Below are 21654 nucleotides of genomic sequence, written 5' to 3'. Positions count from 1 at the left end.
CGATGTCGACACAGAGTTCACGCTTCGAGTTCGATCCCGGGTTCGAAGACGACCGGCTCCGCGTCGCCTGGTACGCGGTCGTCGGTGTACTCGTCACGGTGGGCGCGTACGCGACGTACTTCCGGCTCACGGAGGGGATGGCGAGCACGAACCTCACGAGCATCGTCCCCTGGGGCGCGTGGGTCGCCTTCTACATCTACTTCGTCGGCCTCTCCGCCGGCGCGTTCCTCGTGAGTACGATGGCCAACGTCTTCGAGGTCGAGGGGATGCACCGGATCGACCGCGACGCGCTGTTCGCGGCCATCATCAGCATGGCGGTGGCGCTGCTGTTCGTCTGGATCGACCTCGGACGGATGGACCGGATGTACTTCCCGTTCATCTGGCGCCAGCTGACCTCCGCGCTCTCGTGGGAGGTCCACGCGTACGTGGCCTACATCGGGATCCTGGTCACGGAGCTGTACTTCTCGATGCGGATCGATCTCGCACGGGTCGCCGAACGCACCTCGGGGCTCAAAGAACGGTTCTACGCGGCGCTCGCGCTCGGTCGGCTGGAGACGAGCGAGGAGTCTCAGTCGTTCGACCAGCGCTGGCTCAAGCGGGCCGGCATCGTCGGGATCCCGCTCGCGATCTTCATGGTCCACGGCGGCACTGGCGTGCTGTTCGCCGTCTCGAAGGCCCGCCCCTACTGGAACAGCGGCCTCTTCCCGGTGATATTCGTCATCTCGGCGCTGCTCAGCGGGACCGCGCTCGTGATGATGATCTACGTGCTTCGGACCCGGCTGTTCGACGGGGAGTCGGTCGATCCGGACCTGCTCGACCGGCTTGCACAGCTGGTGATCGGCTTCATCGTCGTCGACGCCGCCCTGACCGCCATCGAGACGTTCATCGCGATCGCCAGCGTCCACCCCCACGAGATCGAGACCTGGCAGGTCATCATGTACGGCCCGATGTCGTGGTCGTTCTGGTGGTTCATGATCGGGTTCAGCTGGGTGTTCCCGATGGTCCTGCTGAGCAAGCGATCCTGGCGCCGCACGCCGTCGGTGATGGTGCTGGCGGGACTGAGCGTCGTCGTCGGGATCGTCGCGGTCCGGTTCAACATCGTCGTCCCGGCGCAGGTCATGCCGGTGATGGAGGGGCTCCCTCACGGTATGTACTTCCCGACGCTGGTCGAGTGGGGGACGAGCGTCGGCATGATCGGCGTCGGCCTGCTGTTGTACACGATCGGTGCGGAGACGCTGCCGTTGACGCCGCTTACTGGAGGTGAACACGAATGAGTACTGACGATTCAGGCGATGACGGCGCGAGCGTCTCGCGTCGTGACTTCGTCAAGGCGGCCGGGAGTATCGGCGTCATCGCGGCGGCGAGCAACGCCGCGGTCGACGTGGACATGGACGACCTCTGGACGGACGAGAAGCAGCACTACGTCGGGGACGACTACGGCGAGTACGGTGCGAGCGACGTGATCCACACCACCTGCGGACAGTGTAACACGTTCTGTCCGATCAAGGTGCGGCTCGCGGACGGGAGCGGCACCGGCGAGTACAGCTCGCTCGTCCGCAAGCTCGCCGGGAACCCGTACTCGTTCCTCAACACGCAGCCGTTCTCACAGGTGCCATACGACAGCGATCCGGCGGACGTGGCGATGGGCGACGTCGAGGGGAGCGGCGACGTCGACACCGATCGCTGGTCGCTATCGGGCGGCCGGATCTGCCTGAAAGGGCAGGCGGGGATCCAGACGGCCTTCGACAGCTACCGCGTCCGGCAACCGATGAAGCGCGTCGGTCCGCGCGGCTCGGGGGAGTGGAAAACCGTCTCCTGGGACCAGGCCATCCGGGAGATCGTCGAAGGCGACGACGAACTCGGCCACCCCGGACTGGAAGACATCTGGGGATACGCGCCACAGGAGGCCGTGATGAGCGACTGGGAGGCCGTCCAGAACGGCGAGCTGTCCAAGTCGGCGTTCGACGAGAAGTACGGCGACGACCTCATCGACACCGACCACCCCGATCTGGGGCCGAAGTCCAACCAGATCGTCGACGTCGGCGGGTTCCGCCGGAACTTCATCCGGAACCGGCTCTGGCACCAGGGGCTGGGATCGATAAACAGCGTCCACCACGCCGGGACCTGCGGCGTCTCGAGCGTGATGGGCAACGTGCGCTCCCACGCCGCCCAGAAGAAGCGGCAGTACCCCGACATCGAGAACTGCGAGTACCTCATCGTCTGGGGGACCAACCCGATGGTCGCCAACAAGGGGCCGACGTGGCTCGCCCCGAAGCTGACCAACGCCATCGAGGACGGGATGCGGATGGACGTCGTCGATCCGCGCCTGTCGAAGACCGCCGAGAAGGCCGACACGTGGGTCCCCGTCGAACCCGGCGCGGACGGCGCGCTCGCGCTCGGGATGGCGCGGTGGATCGTCGAGAACGACCGCCACGACCTGACGTACCTCCAGAACCCCTCACAGTCGGCCGCGAGCGACGACGACGAACCAACCTGGAGCGACGCGTCACACCTCGTCCTCGTCGACGAGGAGGCGGGGCCGAAGGCGCGAGCCAGCGATCTCGGACTCGTTCCGGCGGACGCCGACACCGCGGACGACTTCGTCGCCGTCGACGCGGCGACGGGCGAGCCCCGGCCGGCGAGCGAGGTCGAGACGGCCGTTCTCGACGTCGACCTCACCGTCGACGGCACGGCGGTGCGAAGCGTCTGGAGCCAGTACCGCGAGCGCGTCTTCGAACACACGATCGAGGAGTACGCGGAGATGGCCGGCGTGTCGGCCGAGAAGATCGGCGAGATCGCCGACGAGTTCACCAGCCACGGTAAGCGGGCGGCGATCATGGCCTACCGCGGCCCGGCGAAGCACACGAACGGCTTCTACAACACGCGGGCGATCGCCACCCTCCAGCACCTCATCGGCAACTACGACTGGAAGGGTGGCCAGATCACCCCCTACGCGGGCTACGACACCATGTCCGGCCGGTACGAACTCGGCTCGGTCCCCGACGGACACTCGCCGTGGGGGATCCCCCTGCTTCGGGGCGGCGTCAACTACGAGGACACCTCGCTGTTCGACCGCGACGACGGCTACCCGGCGAAGCGGCCGTGGTTCCCGGTCGCGCCGCCGCAGGCGACTCAAGAACTGTACGGCAGCGCCGCCGACGAGTACCCGTACGGCGTCGAGGCGCTGTTCATCCGGCCGTACTCGAACAACCACGTGATGGCGATCGCCGGCGGCGACGAGATCCCGGCGATACTCGAGGACACCGACACCATCCCGCTGATCGTCGCCTCGGACACGGTGATCGGCGAGACCAGCCAGTACGCCGACTACATCCTCCCCGAGCCGACCTACCTCGAACGGTGGGAGAACTTCGGGACGTACCCGAACAAGCGGCTGGCCGACGAGAAGATCAGCCAGCCGGCGGTGTCGGTCGTCCCGAACGCGCGGCCGTTCGAGGACGTGCTCATCGAGCTGTGGTCGGAGCTCGATCTCCCCGGTGTCGGCGAGGACGCCATCCCCGACGCGGACGGCGACCGCTGGCCCCTCGAACAGGCAGAGGACTTCTACCTGAAGCTCGCGGCCAACATCGCGTACAGTCGCGATCCCGTCGCGGACGCGAGCGAGGACGAACTGCGGGTGTTCCGCGAGAGCCACGAGAACGGCCTGGGCGAGCAGTTCGACCTCGACCGCTGGAAGGCGGCGGTCACCGACGAGGAGTGGGCAAAGGTCGTCACCGTGTTGAACCGCGGTGGCCGCTTCGAGGAGCCGACCGCGGGCTACGACGAAGCGTTCGCCGAGCACGGCCACGGGTACGACTACGCCGAGCGGACGGACGACTCGAACGCCTACGACGGCGAGCACATGCGCTACAAGCTCGAGTCCCGCGTCGACTTCTACAGCGAGGTCGTTCCGAAGGGGAAACACTCCTTCACCGGTGAGCGGTTCGACCCGCTCCCGCGGGTCGACGACGTGGAGCACTACGACGGAACCGTCCAGGCCGCGGTGAGCGGCGACGACGACCGGGAGCGCCCGCTCCGGCTGATCAACTGGAAACCGCGAACCCAGGGGATGCACCGCACACAGAACAGCCCGTGGCTCCGCGAGACCCGTCCGGAGAACCCCGTGTGGATCAACCCGCAGGACGCCGCAGAGCGCGGCATCGAGAACGGCGACGAGATCGCCCTCGATGCGGGCCGCACCACCGTCGACGCGGTCGCGATGGTCACGAGCGGGATCCGCCCCGGCGTCGTCGGCGCGATGTGGGGCTGGGGTCGGACGGGCGACGGCGCGACTGCCGAGACGATCGACGGCGAAACGCGGCCGGCAGTCGAGGCCGACGGGCACAGCGACTACCAGTTCGACGAGCCGATGACCGAGGAGGCCGGGTACGCGAAGGGTCGCGACGCCGGCTTCGCGATCAACCACGTCCAGCCGCTAGACGAGGAGCTCGGGGACACCGGGCTCTCGGATCTGGTCGGCGGGAGTAACGCACAGTACGACGCGTTCGTCGACGTGGAGCGGCGGTGATCCCCATGGCCGAACACACACCACCCGACGACGATGCGGCGATGGCGAGGGCCCGTGCTCGCCTGTACGGGCTGTTGGCCGCCACCTTCGACGGCGAAACGGAGACGGTCGCCGCCGCGCTCGATCGAGGGGCGTTCGCGGCCGTCGCCGAGGTGTTCCCGATCGACATCGAGACGGCGGATCTCCGCGGCGGCGACTACGACGCCGACGCGCTGGCGATCGGCTACGACAACCTGTTCGTCGTTCCGGGGAGCCACTACGTCCCGCCGTTCGCCTCGGCTCACGCGACCGATCCGAGCGAGGCGTTCGAGTCAGACTCGCGGTATCACACCGCGGGAGAGGCCGGCGAGTTCCTCGGCGACCCGGCGGCCGACATGGCGCAGTTGTACGCCGCCGCCGAGTTCACGCCCGAGCGCGGCGACGACATCCCCGACCACGTCGCCGCATGCTTCGAGTTCATGCGCGCGCTCTGCGACCGGGAGGCGGCGTTGCTCGAAGCTAACGGCGCCGAAGCGGACCTCGATGCGGTCCGCGAGCTTCAGGCCCAGGCGCTCTCCCAGCTAGGGTGGATCGACCGGTTCGAAGCGGCCGTCGCCAGCAACGACACGGTCGAAGGCGTCTTCGCCGCGATCGCTCGGCTCGCGCGGACGTTCGCCGCGTGGGACGCACGAGAAGTCGTACAGACCGATCTGCAGCCGTCAGAAACCACAGCCGCAGAACTATCCGACCGATGACAACCACAGAATTCACAGCCGCCGACCTCCGTGATCGCCTCCGCGCCGTCGACGACCCGGCGCTCGATACAGATATCGTCACTGCCGGGCTCGTCGACGAGATATCCGTCGACGACGGAACCGCCCAAATCGAGCTCGCACTCGGCGCGCCCCACGCACCGGACGAGGCCGCCATCGCGGAGCGCGTCCGTACGGTCGCCGACGACGCGGGGGTCGACGTCGAGCTCTCGGCGAACGTGCCGCTGTTCGACACCGCCGAGTCGTCGGTGCTGCCCGGCGTGAAGAACGTGATCGCCGTCGCCTCCGGAAAGGGCGGCGTCGGGAAGAGCACCGTCGCCGTCAACCTCGCGGCCGGCCTCGCCGATCGCGGGGCGAACGTCGGGCTGTTCGACGCCGACGTGTACGGGCCGAACGTCCCGCAGATGCTCGGCGCCGACGCCGATCCCGACGTGCGGACCGTCGACGGCGAAGAGCGGATCGAACCGCCGACGGCCCACGGGCTCAAGCTGATGAGCGTCGGGCTGATGATCGAGGAGGACGACCCGGTCGTCTGGCGCGGTCCGGTCGCACAGGACACGCTCACCGACCTGTTCGGCGACGTTTCGTGGGGGAATCTCGACTACCTCGTCGTGGATCTCCCACCCGGGACTGGGGACGTTCAGCTGACCGTGCTACAGCACTTACCCGTCACGGGGACCGTCGTCGTCACGACACCGCAGTCCGTCGCCGTCGGCGATACCCGGCGAGGGATCGAGATGTTCGGCGAGTACCGGACCAACGTGTTGGGTGTCGTCGAAAACATGAGCGGCTTCGTCTGCCCGACTTGCGGGGACGCTCACGAGATCTTCGGCGAAGACGGTGGTCGGTCGCTGGCCGACGAAGTCGACGTCCCGTACCTCGGATCGCTCCCGCTTGATCCGGCGGTTCGTGTGGGCGCCGACGACGGCGAACCGGTCGTCCGTCAGGACGACGCGAAGACTGCGGAAGCATTCCACGACCTCGCGGCGAGGGTTGCGAACAAAGTTGGCGTGCTGCGACGCCACCACCGCCAGACTGCTACCGTCGGTGGTAACTAAAAATCAGGTCGATTCGGGCCGTTCTGACGGCTCTATGAACCCCTTTCTCGGGGCTCACTGTGGGTGTTCCAGTAGACGCGCCGACTGCGACAGTCGTCCCGTAGCACCCCTAAACAGCGAGAATCGCTTCGGAGACGCATGCGACCGGAACCCCCGGCAAACAGTGGACCGACAACGTGTGTACGAAAACGATCGGGGACAGTGTAATCGTACTCCTCAAGAGCGTGAACGGTTCGTCGCTCCCGTGCCACTCGTCGACGAGATCGTCCTCTTCGCGAGCGTCCCAACATTCCGGATACGATGCTGGACGACGAGTTTGAAGGTGTCCCCCTGGAGCAACGCGTCGCGACGGGTTTACCGATCATCTCCAGATCTCCCACCGGCAGCGGAGTTCACCGCAGCAGATGCGGAGGCCGATCGGTGAACCGCGCCACCGCCGTTTATGCACCGTCTCCGTGTAGGGCCTCTATGCACACCAGCCGGGTCGGGGAGGACCGACTCGAATCGCTCCGTGAAGCCCTCGTCGTGACCGGTGAACGGGAGCGGCTGGACGTGATCGCGCCGTTTCGCGGCGCCCCGTTCACGTCGATACCCGCAGGGACGGCGGCGGACGTCGAGGCCGCCGTCGAGCGGGCCGGGGCGGCACAAGCGTCGTGGGGAAGCCGACCGGTGACCGAGCGGGCGGCCGTTCTGGAGCGATACGCCGACCGGATGCTCGATGCACAGGACGAGCTACTCGATGTCGCGCAGTTGGAGACGGGGAAGACCCGTCGGGACGCCTTCGAGGAAGTACTCGACGTCGTCCAGACGGCCACCCACTACGCCGATGCCGGCCCGGAACTGCTCGAGAGCGAGCGTCGCAGTGGGGCCATTCCGGGGCTGACGAAAACCACGGTACACCGTCGGCCGAGGGGAGTCGCCGGCTTCATCGCGCCGTGGAACTACCCGGTCACGCTGTCGGTTTCCGACGCACTGCCGGCGCTGCTCGCGGGCAACGCCGTGGTGCTGAAACCCGCCGAGGAGACCACCCACACGGCGCTCCTGGCTCGCCAGTTGCTCGTCGACGCCGGCCTCCCGCCGGCGCTGTTTCAGGTCGTGTCCGGGACCGGTGAACGGGTGGGGGCCGAGCTCGTCGACCGCGTCGACTACGTCTGTTTCACCGGCTCGACCGCGGCGGGGCGGCGTGTCGCCGAACGCGCGGGCCGGGCGCTCATCGACTGCTCGCTCGAACTCGGGGGGAAGAACCCGCTGCTGGTCCTCGACGACGCCGACCCGGAGAAGGCAGCTCGTGGGGCGATCCGTGCCTGCTTCCCGAACGCGGGCCAACTCTGTATCAGCGCCGAGCGACTCTACATCCACGAGTCGGTGTACGACGAGTTCCGCGACGCCTTCGTGGCCGAGACGCGGGCCCTCGACCTCGGAACCGGGTTCGCGTACGGGCCGGATGTGGGGTCGCTGCAGTCCGCTGCACAACTGGAGAAGACCGAACGCCACGTGGCCGACGCCGTCGAGAAGGGTGCCGACGTGCTCGTCGGGGGGCGGCCCCGCCCGGACGTGGGGCCGTACTTCTACGAACCGACGGTGCTCGAAAACGTCACGCCCGAGATGACTCTCTTCGACGAGGAGACGTTCGGGCCAGTGGTGAGCCTCTACCCGGTGGCCAGCGTCGACGACGCCGTCGAGCGGGCGAACGACTCTCGATACGGGCTGAACGCCTCCGTCTGGACGGACGATCGCGACCGCGGTGAGCGCGTCGCCGAACGCATCGACTGCGGCACGGTGAACGTCAACGAGGCCTACGCGGCTGCGTGGGCGTCGATGGATGCGCCGATGGGCGGGATGGGTGACTCAGGAATCGGTCGGCGACACGGCGAGGAGGGCCTGTTGAAGTACACGGAGGCCCAGACGGTGGCGGTTCAACGGGGGCTCCAGATCGGGCCGGGACCCCTCCCGGACAGGGTCTGGGCACGGGTGATGACCCAGTTCTCAAAGCTTCTCAAGCGGCTTCCGGGGTGGCTGCGGTGACCGCCGCCGAGGTGTTCCTGACGGGGTTCCCCGGCTTCCTCGGAGCGTCCCTGCTCGAGCGACTCGTGACGCGAACGGAGACAGTTCACTGTCTCGTCCAGCCGAAGTACCGGGCGGCCGCCGAGGCCCGTGCGGCCGAGCTCGTCGGCGACGACTGGCGTGAGGACGTCCGTCTCTACGACGGTGACATCACCGAGCAGGGGCTCGGGCTCGCCGCCGCCGACAAACGCGGACTTCACGCCGCCGTCGGGGAGGTGTTCCACCTCGCTGCGGTGTACGACCTGGGCGTGAGTCGCGCGGTCGGCGAGGCGGTCAACGTCGACGGGACCCGGCACGTCCTCGAGTTCGCCGCCGCGTGTGACGTCGAGGGGTTCCAGTACGTGAGCACCTGCTACGTGAGCGGCCGCTACGACGGCGTGTTCACCGAGTCCGACCTCGACGTGGGCCAATCGTTCAACAACCAGTACGAGGCGACGAAGTACGAAGCCGAGCGCCTGGTACAGGCGCGAATGGACGAGGGGTTCCCGGCGACCGTGTACCGGCCCGCCATCGTCGTCGGGCACAGCGAAACCGGGGAGACCGAGAAGTACGACGGGCCGTACTACGTGTTACGCTGGCTGCAGCGCTGTCCGGGCGTCGCCCCGCTCCCGTGGTTCCCGGGCGCCGGCGCGACGGAGTTGAACGTCGTCCCGTGGGACTTCGTCGTCGATGCGATCGACTACCTGAGCCAGCACGGCGAGCCCGGAGCAGTGTACCAACTCTGTGACCCCAACCCGCCGACGATTCCCGAGCTCACGCGGCTGTTCGCCGACGCCACGAACACGCGGGTGTTCCCCGTCCCGGCCACCCCGGGCGTCGGGAAGCGCCTGCTCGGGACGCGGGCGGGCCGCTCAGTGACGGGGATCCCACCGGAGACCCTCGACTACTTCACACTCCCGACGCGGTACGTCAACCCGGCGACTCGCCGCGCACTCGCGGGGAGCGGCATCCAGTGTCCGCCGTTCGCCTCGTACGTCGACGAGCTCGTCGAGTACGCGCGAACGCACGACGCGCGGTCCGACGCGATGATGTGACGAGTGTGGTCGGTGGCTCGCTGGCCGTGACTGGCGGGGAGAACCCGACCCAGACCCCACTACCCCCCCTCCAGTCCGTGCTCGCAAGCTGCGTGCGCAGCACGTGCGTTCTCATCTATCCAGTACAACCCTGAGCATTGTCTGCAGCACCATACGCCATGGCGAAACTCTTTGAGAACTGGCGCGCTTATTGCACCGAGTGACAAACAAAGGGACTGGGTTGGGGGTGTCGTTCGACTATCACGCCCACTCGACGTACTCCGACGGCGGCGACATCACCGCCATGGCCAGGCAGGCGGCCGACGCCGGCTTGGACGGAATCGGCTTCGCAGACCACTGTAACGTTACAGACCCTGAGCTCAGTTCTCACGAGGTCTACTCGCTCCACGAGACGTACGAGGCCCGCCGGGAAGAGATTCGAGCGGCCGGCGAATGCGTCGATATCCGGTTGTTCGATGCAGTAGAACTGGACTTCGACCCCGAGGCGATCGGTCGTCTTGAGCGGTTCCTAGAGGATGCCGGCTTCGACTTCGCGCTCGGGAGCGTCCACCACGTCGAGGGACGGAACGTCATGCATCCACCGTCGACCGGCCAGCTATCGGACGCCGAGCGAACGCAGCTGGTCGACGCGTACTTCGAGGTGGTCGTTACGCTCATCGAGTCGGAACTCTTCGAAGTCGTCTCCCATCTCGACGTGCCCACACGGAACCCCTACCTTCGCGGCCTTCCCGAGCGAGAGCAGTACGAGCGCGTCGCCAGTGCACTCAGTCGAAGCCGAACTGTACCCGAGATCAACCTCGGCCGAGTACTCACACCGGACGCTGCGTTACACCCCGACCCGGCGTTTCTCGATGTGTTCGACGAAGCCGGAACCACGTTCGTCGTCGGCACTGATGCCCACAGCCCAGGACAGGTGACTGCACGGCTCGACGCTGCAGCTGGCGTTCTCGAGGACCTGCCGGTTGATATCGTCGACGGGCCGGCACCATTCCTGTAATTGTAGTCGGCTCACAGCCTGTCGATGTCGTACATCGATAGTTCCAGTGACTGGTCCGGCCCCGCCGAGAGCCCGCCGTCGACAACCAGTTCGGTCCCAGTCACGAAACTCGACCGTGCTGACCCGAGAAAGAGCGCCGCCTCTGCGACATCCTCCGGGCAGCCGAACCGTCCGAGAGGGTACTGATCGAGCCACTCCTCACGGACGTCACCATGGCCTGCCTCCGTGAGTTTCGGACTGGACGCCTCCGTGATAATCGTGCCGGGACAGAGCACGTTCGACCGGACACCGTGGCGTCCGTATTGGGTCGCCACGACGCGAGAGAGCCCGACGATCCCGTTCTTCGCTGCGGAGTAGGCGGCCAGCCCGATACCGTGGAGGGCATTGATCGAGGAGACGTGCACCAGCCGGCCACCGTCACCGGTCGCCATACGCGAGACTGCGGCCCGCGAACAGCGGTACGTTCCCGTGAGGTTGAGATCGAGAATTCGCTCCCACTCCTCTCCTGAAACGTCCGTGAGGTTGCCGTCACCGGGCGCGCCGCCGGCGTTGTTGACGAGCACGTCCGGCCCCCCGAACCGTTCGTTGACCGCCTCGAACAGTGACTCGACCGCGCTTTGGTCGGTGATATCCACCGGAACAAATGCGGCGTTGCCTCCATCGTCCTCGATTTCCGCAACCGTCTCGCGGCCACCCTCCGCGTCCACGTCTGCAACCACGACCGTCGCTCCATCCGCGGCGAACCGCTCCGCGATTGCCTGCCCGATTCCTCGTGCCGCGCCTGTGACGACTGCCGTGTCGCCTGCGAGCGACCGTCCGGTCATGGGGTACTCTCCGGAGACGGGCGGGGGTGAAAAACCTGCGGGGGTGAACCGGGGTCAGTCCATCACGTCGGCGATCGCGTCCCGGACGTGTCGGAGGTCACGTTCGTTATGGACCTCGTCGACAAGTTCGTACCCGCTGTCCGGGAACCGGGGATCGGGATCGAACAGTATCGCGTAGCCGGCCACCTCAAACGCCTCGACATCCGTGTGTGCATCGCCGACGTATACGGTCTCTGCGGTCGAGACTCCCATGTCTGCACAGACTCTTTCGAGCAGGTCGCCCTTGTCGTCCGGCCCGACGTTGGCCTCGACACCGACCAGTCGGTTGTCATCGAAGCGGAGATCGTTGCTCACCAGTAACTCGGGGCCGTACGGCTGAATCGGTGTCAGCAGATCGGTAACCCCACTGCTGATGATGCTGAACGGCATGTCGCTCTCGACTACCCACTCGAGCAAGGCATCGGCACCGGCCGTCAGTTTCAGGGCGTCCGCGGCGCGTTCGATATCGGCTTCGGTAACGCCGCGGTCGCGCCAGTCCGCGACGTTTCCACGACACCACGCCTCGAAGGACAGGTCGCCGTTGCGGTAGGCCGCCGTCCGCTCGTCACCGCTGGCAGTCGTTCCGTAGAGTTCGTGAAGCAGGGTCCACCCGCCACTATGGGCCGCCAGTGTCCCATCGAAGTCGAACGCTACTGCGCGAACGTCCACGCTGACGGGATGGTCGAACGAGCCCATCAGTATTCGGGTTCGGAAAGAACCACGCCCGAGCGTTTGCCGAGGACGACTCGCCGGTCGGCACCGGTTGCACTGGGAACGTTACCGGGGGTCCCGTCAAATCGGAACGCTCCGAGCAACGCCATCAGGGCTGCCTCCTTCGCATCAGCACCGTACCCGTGGTTGTCAACCCGCTCGACAGGACAGGGGAGCTCCGAACGAAGCATCCCCATCAATGTGGGGTTGTTCACTCCGCCACCAGAGACGAGCACCCTGTCGGGCATGCGTCGGGCGAACCGCTCGTACGCGTCGGCTATCGAGCGCGCTGTCAACATAGTCGCGCTCGCGACTACCGAAGCAGGTGAGAGTCCCCGATCACGAGCCGCGGATAGGAACCGCTCCGCATAAGAGGTACCGAACGCTTCTCGTCCCGTTGTTTTGGGCGGCTCCGTCCGGAAGAATTCGTCGTCGAGAAACGCCGTAACGAGCCCTTCGTCGACGGCTCCGGTCGCGGCCATATCGCCGTCCTCGTCGTAGGTCGCTTCGCCGTCGGTAAGCTGTGTCATCACTCCGTCAATGACCATGTTTCCCGGGCCGGTATCGAATGCCCGCACTTCAGACAGCTCCGGATTCGGCGGAAGCAGGGTACAGTTCCCGATCCCGCCGAGGTTCTGTACCGCACGAAACTCCGTATCGTCCGCGAGAAGCGCCACGTCGAAGACAGGCATCAGCGGTGCGCCCTGTCCACCGACGGCGATGTCTGCCGACCGGAAATCCGCGATCACGGGTGTTTCGACCCTTGCGGCGAGTGCGTCGGCATCGCCGATCTGGAGCGTCGATCTGAGCGGCTCGTCACAGCCGGGTACCTGTTCAGGGTCGGGGAGGTGTCGGATCGTCTGCCCATGACTGGCTACTAGGTCGACCTCGGTCATCCTCAGGTCGGCCGCCTTGGCCGCTTTCTGGGCCGCGTCGGCGAACATCGCCGCGAGCGCGGTGTGGAGCCGGCTCGTCTCCTCGACGGTTCCCTCAGCGCAGAGTTCGGCAAGCCGCTCGCGGACCAGCCGCGGGTACGGCACGGTACAGAACCCATCGACAGTGAGTTCGTACGCGGTCGGGGAGAGCTCCTCCCCTTCCTCTCCCGGTCGTTCTCTACTAACCCGACAGCAGGCGGCGTCGACGCCGTCTAGCGACGTTCCGGACATGAGTCCGATGACGCTGGTAGTCGAACCGGGCGTCGTCGAGTGGCTGGACATCGTCCTCCGTGACGGGCGGGTGCGCAAAAGCGTACCGGCGGGGGGAAGAGGTATACCGCTGGCTGCAATCTGCCGCGATATGCCCGCGTGGACCGTCGCCGACCTCTCGCTCCGGCAGAAAGTCGGGCAGCTGTTCGTCGTCGGATTCGACGGCCCCGACGTCACACCGCAGTTGGAGTCGCTACTGACCGACTGGGGCATCGGTGGTGTCCTCTACTTCGCACGGAACCTTTCGACGCCGAGTCAAACGGAAGCGCTCTCCGCGTCGCTCCAGCGGCTGGCTGCAGAAGCGAACCTACCTCCCCTGCTCGTTGCAATCGACCAGGAAGGCGGCCCAGTCACACGGATTCCGTGGGGGGCGAACCCCCCGAGCGCGATGGCGATAGGTGCGACAGGTCGCGAGGCGTTGGCTGCGGAGGCGGGAGCGGCCATCGCCGACGAGCTCCGGGCGCTGGGAATCAACCTGAACTTCGCGCCCGTCCTCGACGTGAACGTGAACCCGGAGAACCCCGTCATCGGGATTCGGTCTTTCGGCGACAACCCCGCACTCGTCGGCCGCTTCGGGTCACAGTTTGCCGAGGGGATTCAGCGTGCAGACGTCCTTACTTGTGTGAAGCATTTCCCCGGTCACGGCGACACCGTCAGCGACTCCCACCACGAACTCCCGGTGTTGCCACACAACCGAGAGCGACTTGACCGGGTCGAACTCGCGCCGTTCCGCCGGGCCGTCGACGCCGGTGTCGACGCCGTGATGACGACTCACGTCTCCTTCCCCGCCGTGACGGGCGTGGCTGACCGGCCTGCGACTATCGCACCGTCAGTCGTCTCGGGGCTGCTGCGTGACGAGCTCGGCTTCGAGGGGCTCGTCGTGACGGATTGTCTGGAGATGGATGCCATCGCATCGGGTATCGGCACGGTCGAGGCCGCCGTGCAGGCGATTGAGGCGGGCTGTGACCTGCTGACTATCTCACACACGCCCGAGCGGCAGGAAGCGGCGATGCGGGCCGTCCTCGATGCAGTTCGGACCGGGCGACTGTCGGAAGCCCGCCTCGACGAGTCGGTCGAGCGGGTTCTGGCGGCCAAGCGGGCGGCTGCTGCGGATGCTGGGGACTCCCCGGGTTGGGAACTTGCTGCCGACCGTGTCGCCGATGTCGCGGCTCGAACCGCGAGCGACTCGGTCACACTCGTCCGCGACCGGGAGGGGACGCTCCCGCTTGATGGGACCGTCACCGTCGTCACGTTCGACGACGCCGACACGTCGGCTGGAGATGGCGATTCAGAGGTTGCGGACCTTGCGGCTGCAGTGGATTCTCCTGACTGCTCAGTGATCCACCGAACGGCCGATGTAACTACTGATGACGCCGGAACCGTCGTCGTCGGGACGACCGATGCTTCCGCGGATGACGAACAAGTTCGGTTCGTTCGCGAGTTAGCAGGCTCGACCGTGCGACTCGTCGTTGTCGCGCTATCGAGTCCCTACGACCTGCGCTTGTTCCCTGAGGTACCGTGTTACCTCACGACTTACGGCGACAGCGATGCGGCCATGGCCGCTCTCGGTCGTGTCCTCCGTGGCGACACATCTCCGAAGGGTGAGTCGCCGGTCTCGATTGGACAGGATAGTCCCGACTCGAACTTCGGATAACGTTAGTAGCGTTCGTACTCCTCCCGGACTGTCTGAAACGCTACCCGGTCAGACTCCCAATCAGCCAGAATCTCGTCGACGACTGCGTTCGGGTCGGCAGTTCCGCGCCTCCGATCGACTGTCCGTCTGAGCGTGTCACTTCCGGCCAGCCGATCGATGACGTACTCATCCCCGTCTTCGACCCACGCCGTCTTTTCGGAGGCAGTGAACGCCGACACCAGTAGCGTCAATCCGACCCGAACCGGATCGATCCTGTTACGGTCACAGATGTGGGCTTGCACGCCTTCGACCGTCTCCTCCTGATGTTTCGAGAACATCGGCTGGAAAGCGGTGGGGCGGAACGCAACCCCATCCAGCCCCGCCCCCTCGAGCTGGGTCGCCCATTCCCCAGCATCGAGCCATGGCGCCCCAACGAGTTCGAACGGTTTCGTTGTTCCTCGGCCTTCCGAGAGGTTCGTTCCTTCGAGGAGACAGGTGCCGGGATAGAGTGTCGCCGTGGTAAGCGTCGGAACGTTCGGCGAGGGAAGCACCCATGGGAGGTCGGTTTCGTCGAACCACTGAGAGCGCTGCCACCCCCGAACCTCGACCACGTCGACAGTCGCCCCAATGTCGAACTCGTCGTTGATATACCTCGCGAGCTCCCCGATCGTCAACCCGTGGGTTATCGGAAGCCGATAGTCGCCGACGAACGAACTGAACACTGGTTCTACGCGGTTCCCTGACACGCCGAGCGGGGCAATCGGGTTCGGGCGGTCCAGCACCACCATCCGCCCATCGGCCGCCGCAACGCCCTCCATCGCGTACGCCAGTGTCGAGATCAGTGTGTAGTAGCGGCTACCAACGTCCTGCAGGTCACAGACGAGTGTGTCGACGCCGTTGAGTAGCGCCGGTGTGAGACGACGCGTCTCCCCGTAGAGACTTTCGACGGGAAGACCGGTCCGACTGTCGACGGAGCTCTTGACAGCGACACCCGCCTGCTCCGTGCCGCGTATCCCGTGTTCAGGACCGTAGAGACGCCGGAGATCGATGTCGTCGTGTGCGTGGAGTCGGTCGACGGTCGGCCTGAGTGCGTGGTCAACGGCCGCGTGGTTCGTGAGGAGCCCGACACGGTCATCGCCGACCACACTCCTCGATCGCGAGAGAAGCCGTTCCACGCCAAGGGAAACCATGCAGTCGCGTGCGTATCGCTCACCGTCAATAAACTTAGCCGCGCAGCAGCTCTCAGTCTGGTTGGATCACCCAGTCGAACTGCTTCTCGCTCAAGAGCGACTCGTTGTACACCCGCAGCTCGCCCTGCAACTCCGATGCGACAGCGTCACGGAGCGCAGTCCACTCCTCGCGGTTCACTACGTATTCCGGTTCTAGGCTGAGTCCGGCGTCGACAGTTACCCCTGTCACCTCGTTGAATTCACTGACACGCTCCCGAGCCACTGTGGGGTCACCAGTGTAACACAACGCCGTGACTCGGTCGAGATATGGCGCGAGACAGTCGAGGTCGACGCCTGCAGGCCAGCCGTCATCTCGGTCCCGGCCGAGGCCGGCAGCAGCGTAGTACCTAAGCGGCACGTCGCCGCTGGCGCGATCGATTCGGCCGATAAGCGACTCGACGACGCGAGCCCGGAACGTGAACAGGTCTTCCAGCACGGGATGGTCCTCGACGACGGCGGACAGCGACGGAACCGTGTCTTCCGGTGTCTCTAGCATCGCCCGACAGTACTCCTGAACTACCGATTGGGCCATGTCGATGTCGAAATCGGCCGCTGCTCGGCAGGCGTCACAGAAACACTGTGAGAAGAGAGCTTGCTCGCGGGTCGAGGCCACCAGTTGGTCCTTCTCGTGGCCGAACTGGTTGCCGTGGCCGTGGAACGCCGATGGGAACCCGATGGCTTCCAACCCGATAGCGTCAACGCCGAGCGCTGCGAGCGCTTCGGCGATAGATGCGAGATACGCCCGCACCTCTGGGTTCGACGGGCAGAGCCCGTGGTCGTGAGGCTGCCCGAACGCGCTCTCGATACGGAACCTCGGATTGCAGGACCCAAGGTGGGTGTTGTGGAGACAGACTAACCATCCAGTCATGGAAAGATCGTCGGCCGCCGGTTCGGCGAGGAGTTCCTCGAGCGGCGATTCGTGGCCGAGGACTGAGTGTACGTGCGGATCGATAGCAGTCCCCTCAGTGTGCTCTCCGGGGTCGAAGAAACACCCACCTGGGAAGCTGTCGAACTGGGGACCGTCAGTAGTGGGAGCCAGGGATCGGATCGAGTGATAGTGACTCGCCACGGAGACTCCATCGAGCCCCCGCATCTGGAGATCGGCCAGCGAGCGGCCCTCTGGTGCGAGGAGGCGCCACGGGTAACTCCAGACGCTCGTCATGCGCTGTCCAAGTGGCCAGGAACCAAAACCTCTCGGCCGAAATCAGCGACCGCTACTGGGAACGGGTTTTATACGGGTGTAGCCACCCCGGAGAGACGATGCAGGTCCGAGATGTCTCCGTTATCCCCGTCACCATCCCGATCCGCTCGCGAGAGGAGCCATACGGCCTCGCGCCGTACGTCAGCAATCACGACGCGATTACCGAACGCGACCGCGTCCTAGTTCGGCTGGAGACGACGAACGGCGAGGTCGGGTGGGGGGAGATGCTTGCCGCTATGGAGTCGCTGGAAGCGACTGTCGCGGTCCTTGAGGAAGTGGTGGTTCCCGAACTCGTCGGCCAGTCGCTAGAGAAGATAATCCCGTTCGTCGAGTCGTTCTACCACCCCTATGTAACGATCGACCCGTTCCTGGGCGCCGTCGAGACGGCGATGTGGGACGCGCTCGGACGCGAACTCAGTGTCTCGGTCTCGACGCTGTTCGGCGGTGCCGACCGGACCGAGGTTCCGGTTGCCTACTGTGTCGGCATCCTCGACGCTGAGGAATCGGCCGAAGAGGCCACCTTCGCCCACGAGGCGGGGTTCACCGCCCTCAAAACGAAGGCCGGCCACGACTGGCGGGAGGACATCGATCGGCTGGTGGCCATGGACGACGCAACCGACGGGCGAATCGACCTCCGGATCGACCCAAATCAGGGCTGGTCGTTCGAGGAGACGGTACGCGTCGGTCGCCGACTGGAGGACGCAGATGTCTCCCTCCAGTATCTCGAACAGCCGGTCCGCGTGGACACGTTCGGCTCGTACGCGAAGCTCCGCGAGCGACTCCGGACCCCCATCGCGGTCAATGAGGACACGTACTTCCGGCACAACCTGACGCATCTGGTCGGGGAAGACGCCATCGACGTTGCGCTGGTGGACCTCGTTCCGGCCGGCGGCATCGCCCGGACGAAAGAACAGGTCGCCGTCGCCCGCGACGCCGGGGTTTCGGTCTCACACCACTGTGGGTTCGACCTCGGCATCAAGACGGCAGCCATGCTACACACGGTGGCGACGACTCCCGGGTTCGACATCGCGCCGGATAGCGTCTACTACGGCTGGGAGTCTGATATCCTCGACCCGGAACTCGAGTTCTCGGAGGGGTCGTTGCGCGTGCCAGACGGCCCAGGGCTGGGTATCAATGTAGACGAAGCGGAGGTCGAACGGTACCGAACTGACTGAGTCGGCTCCATCACTGCTCTTGGCAGGCTCAGTCGAACGCGGTCCCCGGAACCGCCCCGGCCGAACCGTGAGCCAGTTCGCGGACGCGAGGCATTTCGGTCTCCTCCTTCCCGGTGTATACTTCGTTCGTTAGGATCGCACAATACCGATCTCGTTGCAGGTCAAGCCACAGCGAGGTCCCGGTGTAGCCCGTATGCCCCACTGCCTCCCTGCTCCATGTTGGTGCGGGGAGCGAGTGGTCAGCGACGCGCCAGCCCAGCCCGTGCGGGTCAACACCATCGGGCGTCGTGTCCGCTGCCAGCCGGTCGATAGTTGTTGGCGCGAGTAGCCGGTTCGTCCCCTGACGGGCGTCGACCAGCAGCGTCCGGGCGAACCCCGAGATATCGTCGATGGTGGCGAACAACCCCGCGTTGCCGCTCCGTCCCGCCATCACGTTCCCGAGGGGATCGTGCACTTCTCCACGAATCGTCCCCCGTCCGTACTCGTTATCCCGCGTCACCGCGACTGATGCTCCCGAATCGACCGGTGCGCCAAGGCGAGCCGTCTCCATGTCCGCAGGCTCGAAGACGTACTCCGCCGCAAGCTGGGGGAGCGAGGTTCCGGTCGCGCGTTCGGCGGCCGCTGCCAGATGGACGAAGTTGAGACAGCTGTACTCTTGTCTCCTGTCTGGGGCGGCGGCCAGCAGGTCCGCCTCGAAGATGGCGTCTCTCGCTTCCTCCACCCCCGACCACCCGGGCTCGAAGTGGTAGGGCTGCAGCCCCGAAGTGTGCGTGAGGAGCTGTCGCAGCGTGACCTCGCCCCGGTCACCGTCGACGGGTAGATGCCGTGCGATCGAGTCCGTCAGGGCGAGGCGGCCGTCCTCGACGAGGCCAAGAACGATCGTGGTCGTCACGACGGCCTTCGTTACGGAGGCCATATCGAAAACCGTCGCCCCCGTAGCCTGGTGCTCACGCTCCGGGTCAGCCACGCCGAGAACGCACCGGTGTTGCTCCCCGCTCGAACTCCCCACCGCCGCCACCGCACAGGTGAACGTCCCCGCAGCGAGCGCCTCTTCGAGAACCCGGTCAAACGCGTCGAACTCCGCGTCAGTCACACCGCGAAGACGAACACGGGCCGTCTTAGGTGTACCGCCGGGACGAACCGGCAAACAGACGCGTCAGGCCAGGCGAGTGTGCATTGACTCGATGAGTGCGTTGAGTTCCTCACAGACCGCGTCGAACAGCGCTTCACCTTTCGCCGCCGACGCGAGTGCGGGGGAGCCGATAGCGCCCGACTCGGAGTAGGCCTCGAACTCCCGGTAGACTGAGACCGGGCCACCGTCGAACATGTCCTGCAGTCCGTGGTCGTACGGCTCGTCGTGGGGTGTCGCCGGCCGGTCGTCGCCGACGAGATCGGGGTAGCGGTGGAGCATCAACGACGTCTCGAACTCGCCGCCGTGGGACATCCCGCCGGTCTCGCTGTCACGATAATCGTCGACGAACGGCGCGGCTAGGTCGAAGTACGTCAGCCCCAATACCTCGGTCTCGGTCAACGTCTCCCCGACCGAGCTTGTGAGCGAACCGACGGTCGGCTTGTTTCCCCCGTGGCCGTTGAGTATCGCCAGTCCATCGAACCCGTACTGCATCCCTGTTTCACAGATGTCCTCAAGCAATGCAAGGAGCGTTCTGTGTTGGACAGAAAGTGTCCCACCGAGTGACGTGTGGTGCGGTGAATGCCCTGACCAGACTGGCGGTGCCACCATCAACGGAATCTCGTCGGTAACGCGCCGTGCCGTCTCAGACGCGATTGAGCCGACGAGCATCGTGTCGGTTCCGACGGGGAGGTGCCGGCCGTGTTGTTCGACACTCCCAACGGGTACCAAAAGTATCGACCCCGGCCGGGCGGCAGTCGAGTCGATATTTTCGAACGGTTGATGAAACCAGGAGCGCGTGCGGGGTGGTGGCTCTACGTACATTACCGTCGTCAGTTGGTCTACCCCCTATTCAAACTCCTCCTTCGACGGTACTCGATCGCACTAGGCCTCCTTGGGGGACGAATCAAGCGCCTGATCGGGTAGCGACCGAACCATTTTCACGACGGTCCGTTCAGAGTGACACATGACTGCCACACAACGCACGGTTCAGCTGGCCGTCGAGACGTTCCTCGCGCGGGAATGCCCCGATAGACGGACCAAAATGTGTGATATCTCCGTTGAATCTGTTGATGGATCGATTCGCCTCTCCGGAACGGTCTCGACGGAAGAGATCGCGACCAGGCTCTTCGACCACTTACAGGAGTTCCCCGCTGTCAATCAGGAGGCCTCTTCGCTCACCGAACTATCTGAGATTGAGCACAAGGCCACCGTGTCGGCGACTGCAGCATCAGTGCTGAGTGCCCCGGATAATGACGCCGAGCAGGTAACGAAGGTACTCTACGGCGATGAGATCGCAGTTTACGACGGCGTCGACGAGTGGCGACGGGTCAGGGCACCGGACGGGTATCTCGGCTGGGTTGCTTCGACGGCGATCACGCCTGCCGAATCGGGACAGTACGAGGCAGTGTTGCGATCAAACGTCGCCCGTGATGCCGTTAACGATCAGGAGGTCGCACGAGAGCAACTCCCGCCGTTTGTTCCAATTGGCACACACTGTCACGTTCACACCGACCCTGAGGAACCAGGTCGCGTAGAGTTCCGGACTGGTGTCACCGCAACAGTTCCCGCAACCGCCATCTCGCGACCGGACGGGCTGCCGACCGGAGGACAGATCGTCGATATTGCCCGTCAGTTCACGGGCACTCCGTACGAGTGGGGCGGAATGACGACCGAGGGGATCGACTGTTCGGGGCTTGTGTGGGTGAGCTATCGGGTGTTCGGCCTCGACCTCCCGCGAGACGCCGACCAACAACGACTCGTCGGCGAGGCCGTCGCTCGCGATGAACTTCGCCCGGGTGACCTCCTCTTCTTCCCCGGCCACGTCGCGATCAGCCTCGGCGGGTCCCGATACATCCACGCTCACGGGGACAGTGGGGGAGTCGTCGAGAGTAATCTGAACCCCGACGAAGACGGCTATCTCGAGTCGCTCGACGAGGGATTGGAGTGCTGCCGACGACTCATCCCAGCCTGACCGAGGTAAGACGCCATTCGGGAGCGGGAGGTCACCGACGGATGTCGTCGGAGCTAGGGAACTCCGTCTCCAGTGCAGCGACGAGCGTCGAAACAGTATC

At 65.5% G+C, this 21654-nt stretch carries 17 protein-coding genes; 10 read left to right on the top strand and 7 right to left on the bottom strand.

Features of this window, described 5'->3' with window-relative positions:
- The first annotated feature begins 2 nt into the window (after positions 1–2).
- From nrfD to ACP95_RS07035, 7 genes are all read left to right on the top strand, one after another.
- Positions 3–1274: an NrfD/PsrC family molybdoenzyme membrane anchor subunit gene (gene nrfD / locus ACP95_RS07065; protein WP_049980531.1), complete on the top strand. Its 1272-nt coding sequence runs from the start codon at positions 3–5 to the stop codon at positions 1272–1274.
- Positions 1271–4528, top strand: a complete 3258-nt coding sequence (locus ACP95_RS07060; protein WP_049980530.1) for a molybdopterin-dependent oxidoreductase — start codon at positions 1271–1273, stop codon at positions 4526–4528. Before nrfD ends, ACP95_RS07060 begins: the two co-directional genes overlap by 4 nt.
- A 5-nt stretch (positions 4529–4533) precedes the next feature.
- Entirely contained in the window at positions 4534–5262 is a 729-nt protein-coding gene (locus ACP95_RS07055; RefSeq protein ID WP_237560415.1) for a TorD/DmsD family molecular chaperone, read from the top strand.
- Positions 5259–6338, top strand: coding sequence for an Mrp/NBP35 family ATP-binding protein (locus tag ACP95_RS07050; RefSeq protein WP_049980529.1), 1080 nt, complete (start codon positions 5259–5261; stop codon positions 6336–6338). The genes ACP95_RS07055 and ACP95_RS07050 overlap by 4 nt, the downstream gene beginning before the upstream one ends.
- Positions 6339–6806: 468 nt before the next feature.
- Positions 6807–8363, top strand: coding sequence for a succinic semialdehyde dehydrogenase (locus tag ACP95_RS07045; protein ID WP_049980528.1), 1557 nt, complete (start codon positions 6807–6809; stop codon positions 8361–8363).
- A complete protein-coding gene (locus tag ACP95_RS07040; RefSeq protein WP_082224610.1) occupies positions 8360–9436 on the top strand; it encodes an SDR family oxidoreductase in 1077 nt (358 codons plus the stop codon). The genes ACP95_RS07045 and ACP95_RS07040 overlap by 4 nt, the downstream gene beginning before the upstream one ends.
- A gap of 199 nt (positions 9437–9635) precedes the next feature.
- Positions 9636–10433, top strand: a complete 798-nt coding sequence (locus ACP95_RS07035) for a PHP domain-containing protein (RefSeq protein WP_154018484.1) — start codon at positions 9636–9638, stop codon at positions 10431–10433.
- An 11-nt stretch (positions 10434–10444) separates the two neighbouring features.
- On the opposite strand, the gene ACP95_RS07030 is transcribed toward ACP95_RS07035, so the two are convergent.
- Genes ACP95_RS07030 through ACP95_RS07020 form a run of 3 tightly spaced genes read right to left on the bottom strand, consistent with a single transcriptional unit; the run spans position 10445 to position 13224 of the window.
- Entirely contained in the window at positions 10445–11257 is an 813-nt protein-coding gene (locus ACP95_RS07030) for an SDR family NAD(P)-dependent oxidoreductase (RefSeq protein ID WP_049980526.1), read from the bottom strand.
- A gap of 54 nt (positions 11258–11311) precedes the next feature.
- A complete protein-coding gene (locus ACP95_RS07025; RefSeq protein WP_161782064.1) occupies positions 11312–11965 on the bottom strand; it encodes an HAD family hydrolase in 654 nt (217 codons plus the stop codon).
- A 26-nt stretch (positions 11966–11991) separates the two neighbouring features.
- Positions 11992–13224: an anhydro-N-acetylmuramic acid kinase gene (locus ACP95_RS07020; protein WP_049980524.1), complete on the bottom strand. Its 1233-nt coding sequence runs from the start codon at positions 13222–13224 to the stop codon at positions 11992–11994.
- Between ACP95_RS07020 and nagZ the strand changes: the two genes are divergently transcribed.
- Complete coding sequence (nagZ, locus tag ACP95_RS07015; RefSeq protein ID WP_237560414.1) at positions 13181–14866, top strand: beta-N-acetylhexosaminidase; 1686 nt, start codon at positions 13181–13183, stop codon at positions 14864–14866. The two genes, ACP95_RS07020 and nagZ, sit on opposite strands and share 44 nt — an antisense overlap.
- Before the next feature lie 2 nt (positions 14867–14868).
- Here nagZ and ACP95_RS07010 read toward each other — a convergent pair whose 3' ends face one another.
- Together ACP95_RS07010 and ACP95_RS07005 are read right to left on the bottom strand one after the other, a co-directional pair.
- Positions 14869–16035, bottom strand: coding sequence for an exo-beta-N-acetylmuramidase NamZ family protein (locus ACP95_RS07010; protein ID WP_049980522.1), 1167 nt, complete (start codon positions 16033–16035; stop codon positions 14869–14871).
- Positions 16036–16087: 52 nt separating this feature from the next.
- Positions 16088–17236 (bottom strand): hypothetical protein, encoded by a 1149-nt coding sequence (locus tag ACP95_RS07005; RefSeq protein WP_049980521.1) that lies wholly within the window; start codon positions 17234–17236, stop codon positions 16088–16090.
- Positions 17237–17334: 98 nt separating this feature from the next.
- On the opposite strand from ACP95_RS07005, the gene ACP95_RS07000 reads away from it, so the two are divergent.
- On the top strand, positions 17335–18450 hold the full coding sequence (locus tag ACP95_RS07000; protein ID WP_202593792.1) for a mandelate racemase/muconate lactonizing enzyme family protein: 1116 nt from the start codon (positions 17335–17337) through the stop codon (positions 18448–18450).
- Positions 18451–18478: 28 nt separating this feature from the next.
- On the opposite strand, the gene ACP95_RS06995 is transcribed toward ACP95_RS07000, so the two are convergent.
- Together ACP95_RS06995 and ACP95_RS06990 are read right to left on the bottom strand one after the other, a co-directional pair.
- Positions 18479–19543 (bottom strand): serine hydrolase domain-containing protein, encoded by a 1065-nt coding sequence (locus tag ACP95_RS06995; RefSeq protein ID WP_161782063.1) that lies wholly within the window; start codon positions 19541–19543, stop codon positions 18479–18481.
- Between the two features lie 63 nt (positions 19544–19606).
- Positions 19607–20404, bottom strand: coding sequence for a creatininase family protein (locus tag ACP95_RS06990; protein WP_049980519.1), 798 nt, complete (start codon positions 20402–20404; stop codon positions 19607–19609).
- 142 nt (positions 20405–20546) lie between these two features.
- Between ACP95_RS06990 and ACP95_RS06985 the strand changes: the two genes are divergently transcribed.
- Positions 20547–21554, top strand: a complete 1008-nt coding sequence (locus ACP95_RS06985; protein ID WP_049980518.1) for a C40 family peptidase — start codon at positions 20547–20549, stop codon at positions 21552–21554.
- Positions 21555–21654 lie beyond the last annotated feature (100 nt).

Source organism: Halolamina rubra, assembly GCF_000739555.1.
Lineage (GTDB): Archaea > Halobacteriota > Halobacteria > Halobacteriales > Haloferacaceae > Halolamina > Halolamina rubra.
This window is presented reverse-complemented; position numbering and strand designations above follow the sequence as displayed.

Excerpts from the sequence above, each read along its gene's own strand:
- nrfD (WP_049980531.1), top strand. The coding sequence starts at position 3 with ATGTCGACACAGAGTTCACGCTTCGAGTTCGATCCCGGGTTCGAAGAC.
- ACP95_RS07060 (WP_049980530.1), top strand. The coding sequence starts at position 1,271 with ATGAGTACTGACGATTCAGGCGATGACGGCGCGAGCGTCTCGCGTCGT.
- ACP95_RS07055 (WP_237560415.1), top strand. The coding sequence starts at position 4,534 with ATGGCCGAACACACACCACCCGACGACGATGCGGCGATGGCGAGGGCC.
- ACP95_RS07050 (WP_049980529.1), top strand. The coding sequence starts at position 5,259 with ATGACAACCACAGAATTCACAGCCGCCGACCTCCGTGATCGCCTCCGC.
- ACP95_RS07045 (WP_049980528.1), top strand. The coding sequence starts at position 6,807 with ATGCACACCAGCCGGGTCGGGGAGGACCGACTCGAATCGCTCCGTGAA.
- ACP95_RS07030 (WP_049980526.1), bottom strand. The coding sequence starts at position 11,257 with ATGACCGGACGGTCGCTCGCAGGCGACACGGCAGTCGTCACAGGCGCG.
- nagZ (WP_237560414.1), top strand. The coding sequence starts at position 13,181 with ATGACGCTGGTAGTCGAACCGGGCGTCGTCGAGTGGCTGGACATCGTC.
- ACP95_RS07020 (WP_049980524.1), bottom strand. The coding sequence starts at position 13,224 with ATGTCCAGCCACTCGACGACGCCCGGTTCGACTACCAGCGTCATCGGA.
- ACP95_RS07010 (WP_049980522.1), bottom strand. The coding sequence starts at position 16,035 with ATGGTTTCCCTTGGCGTGGAACGGCTTCTCTCGCGATCGAGGAGTGTG.
- ACP95_RS07005 (WP_049980521.1), bottom strand. The coding sequence starts at position 17,236 with ATGACGAGCGTCTGGAGTTACCCGTGGCGCCTCCTCGCACCAGAGGGC.
- ACP95_RS07000 (WP_202593792.1), top strand. The coding sequence starts at position 17,335 with ATGCAGGTCCGAGATGTCTCCGTTATCCCCGTCACCATCCCGATCCGC.
- ACP95_RS06990 (WP_049980519.1), bottom strand. The coding sequence starts at position 20,404 with ATGTACGTAGAGCCACCACCCCGCACGCGCTCCTGGTTTCATCAACCG.
- ACP95_RS06985 (WP_049980518.1), top strand. The coding sequence starts at position 20,547 with ATGACTGCCACACAACGCACGGTTCAGCTGGCCGTCGAGACGTTCCTC.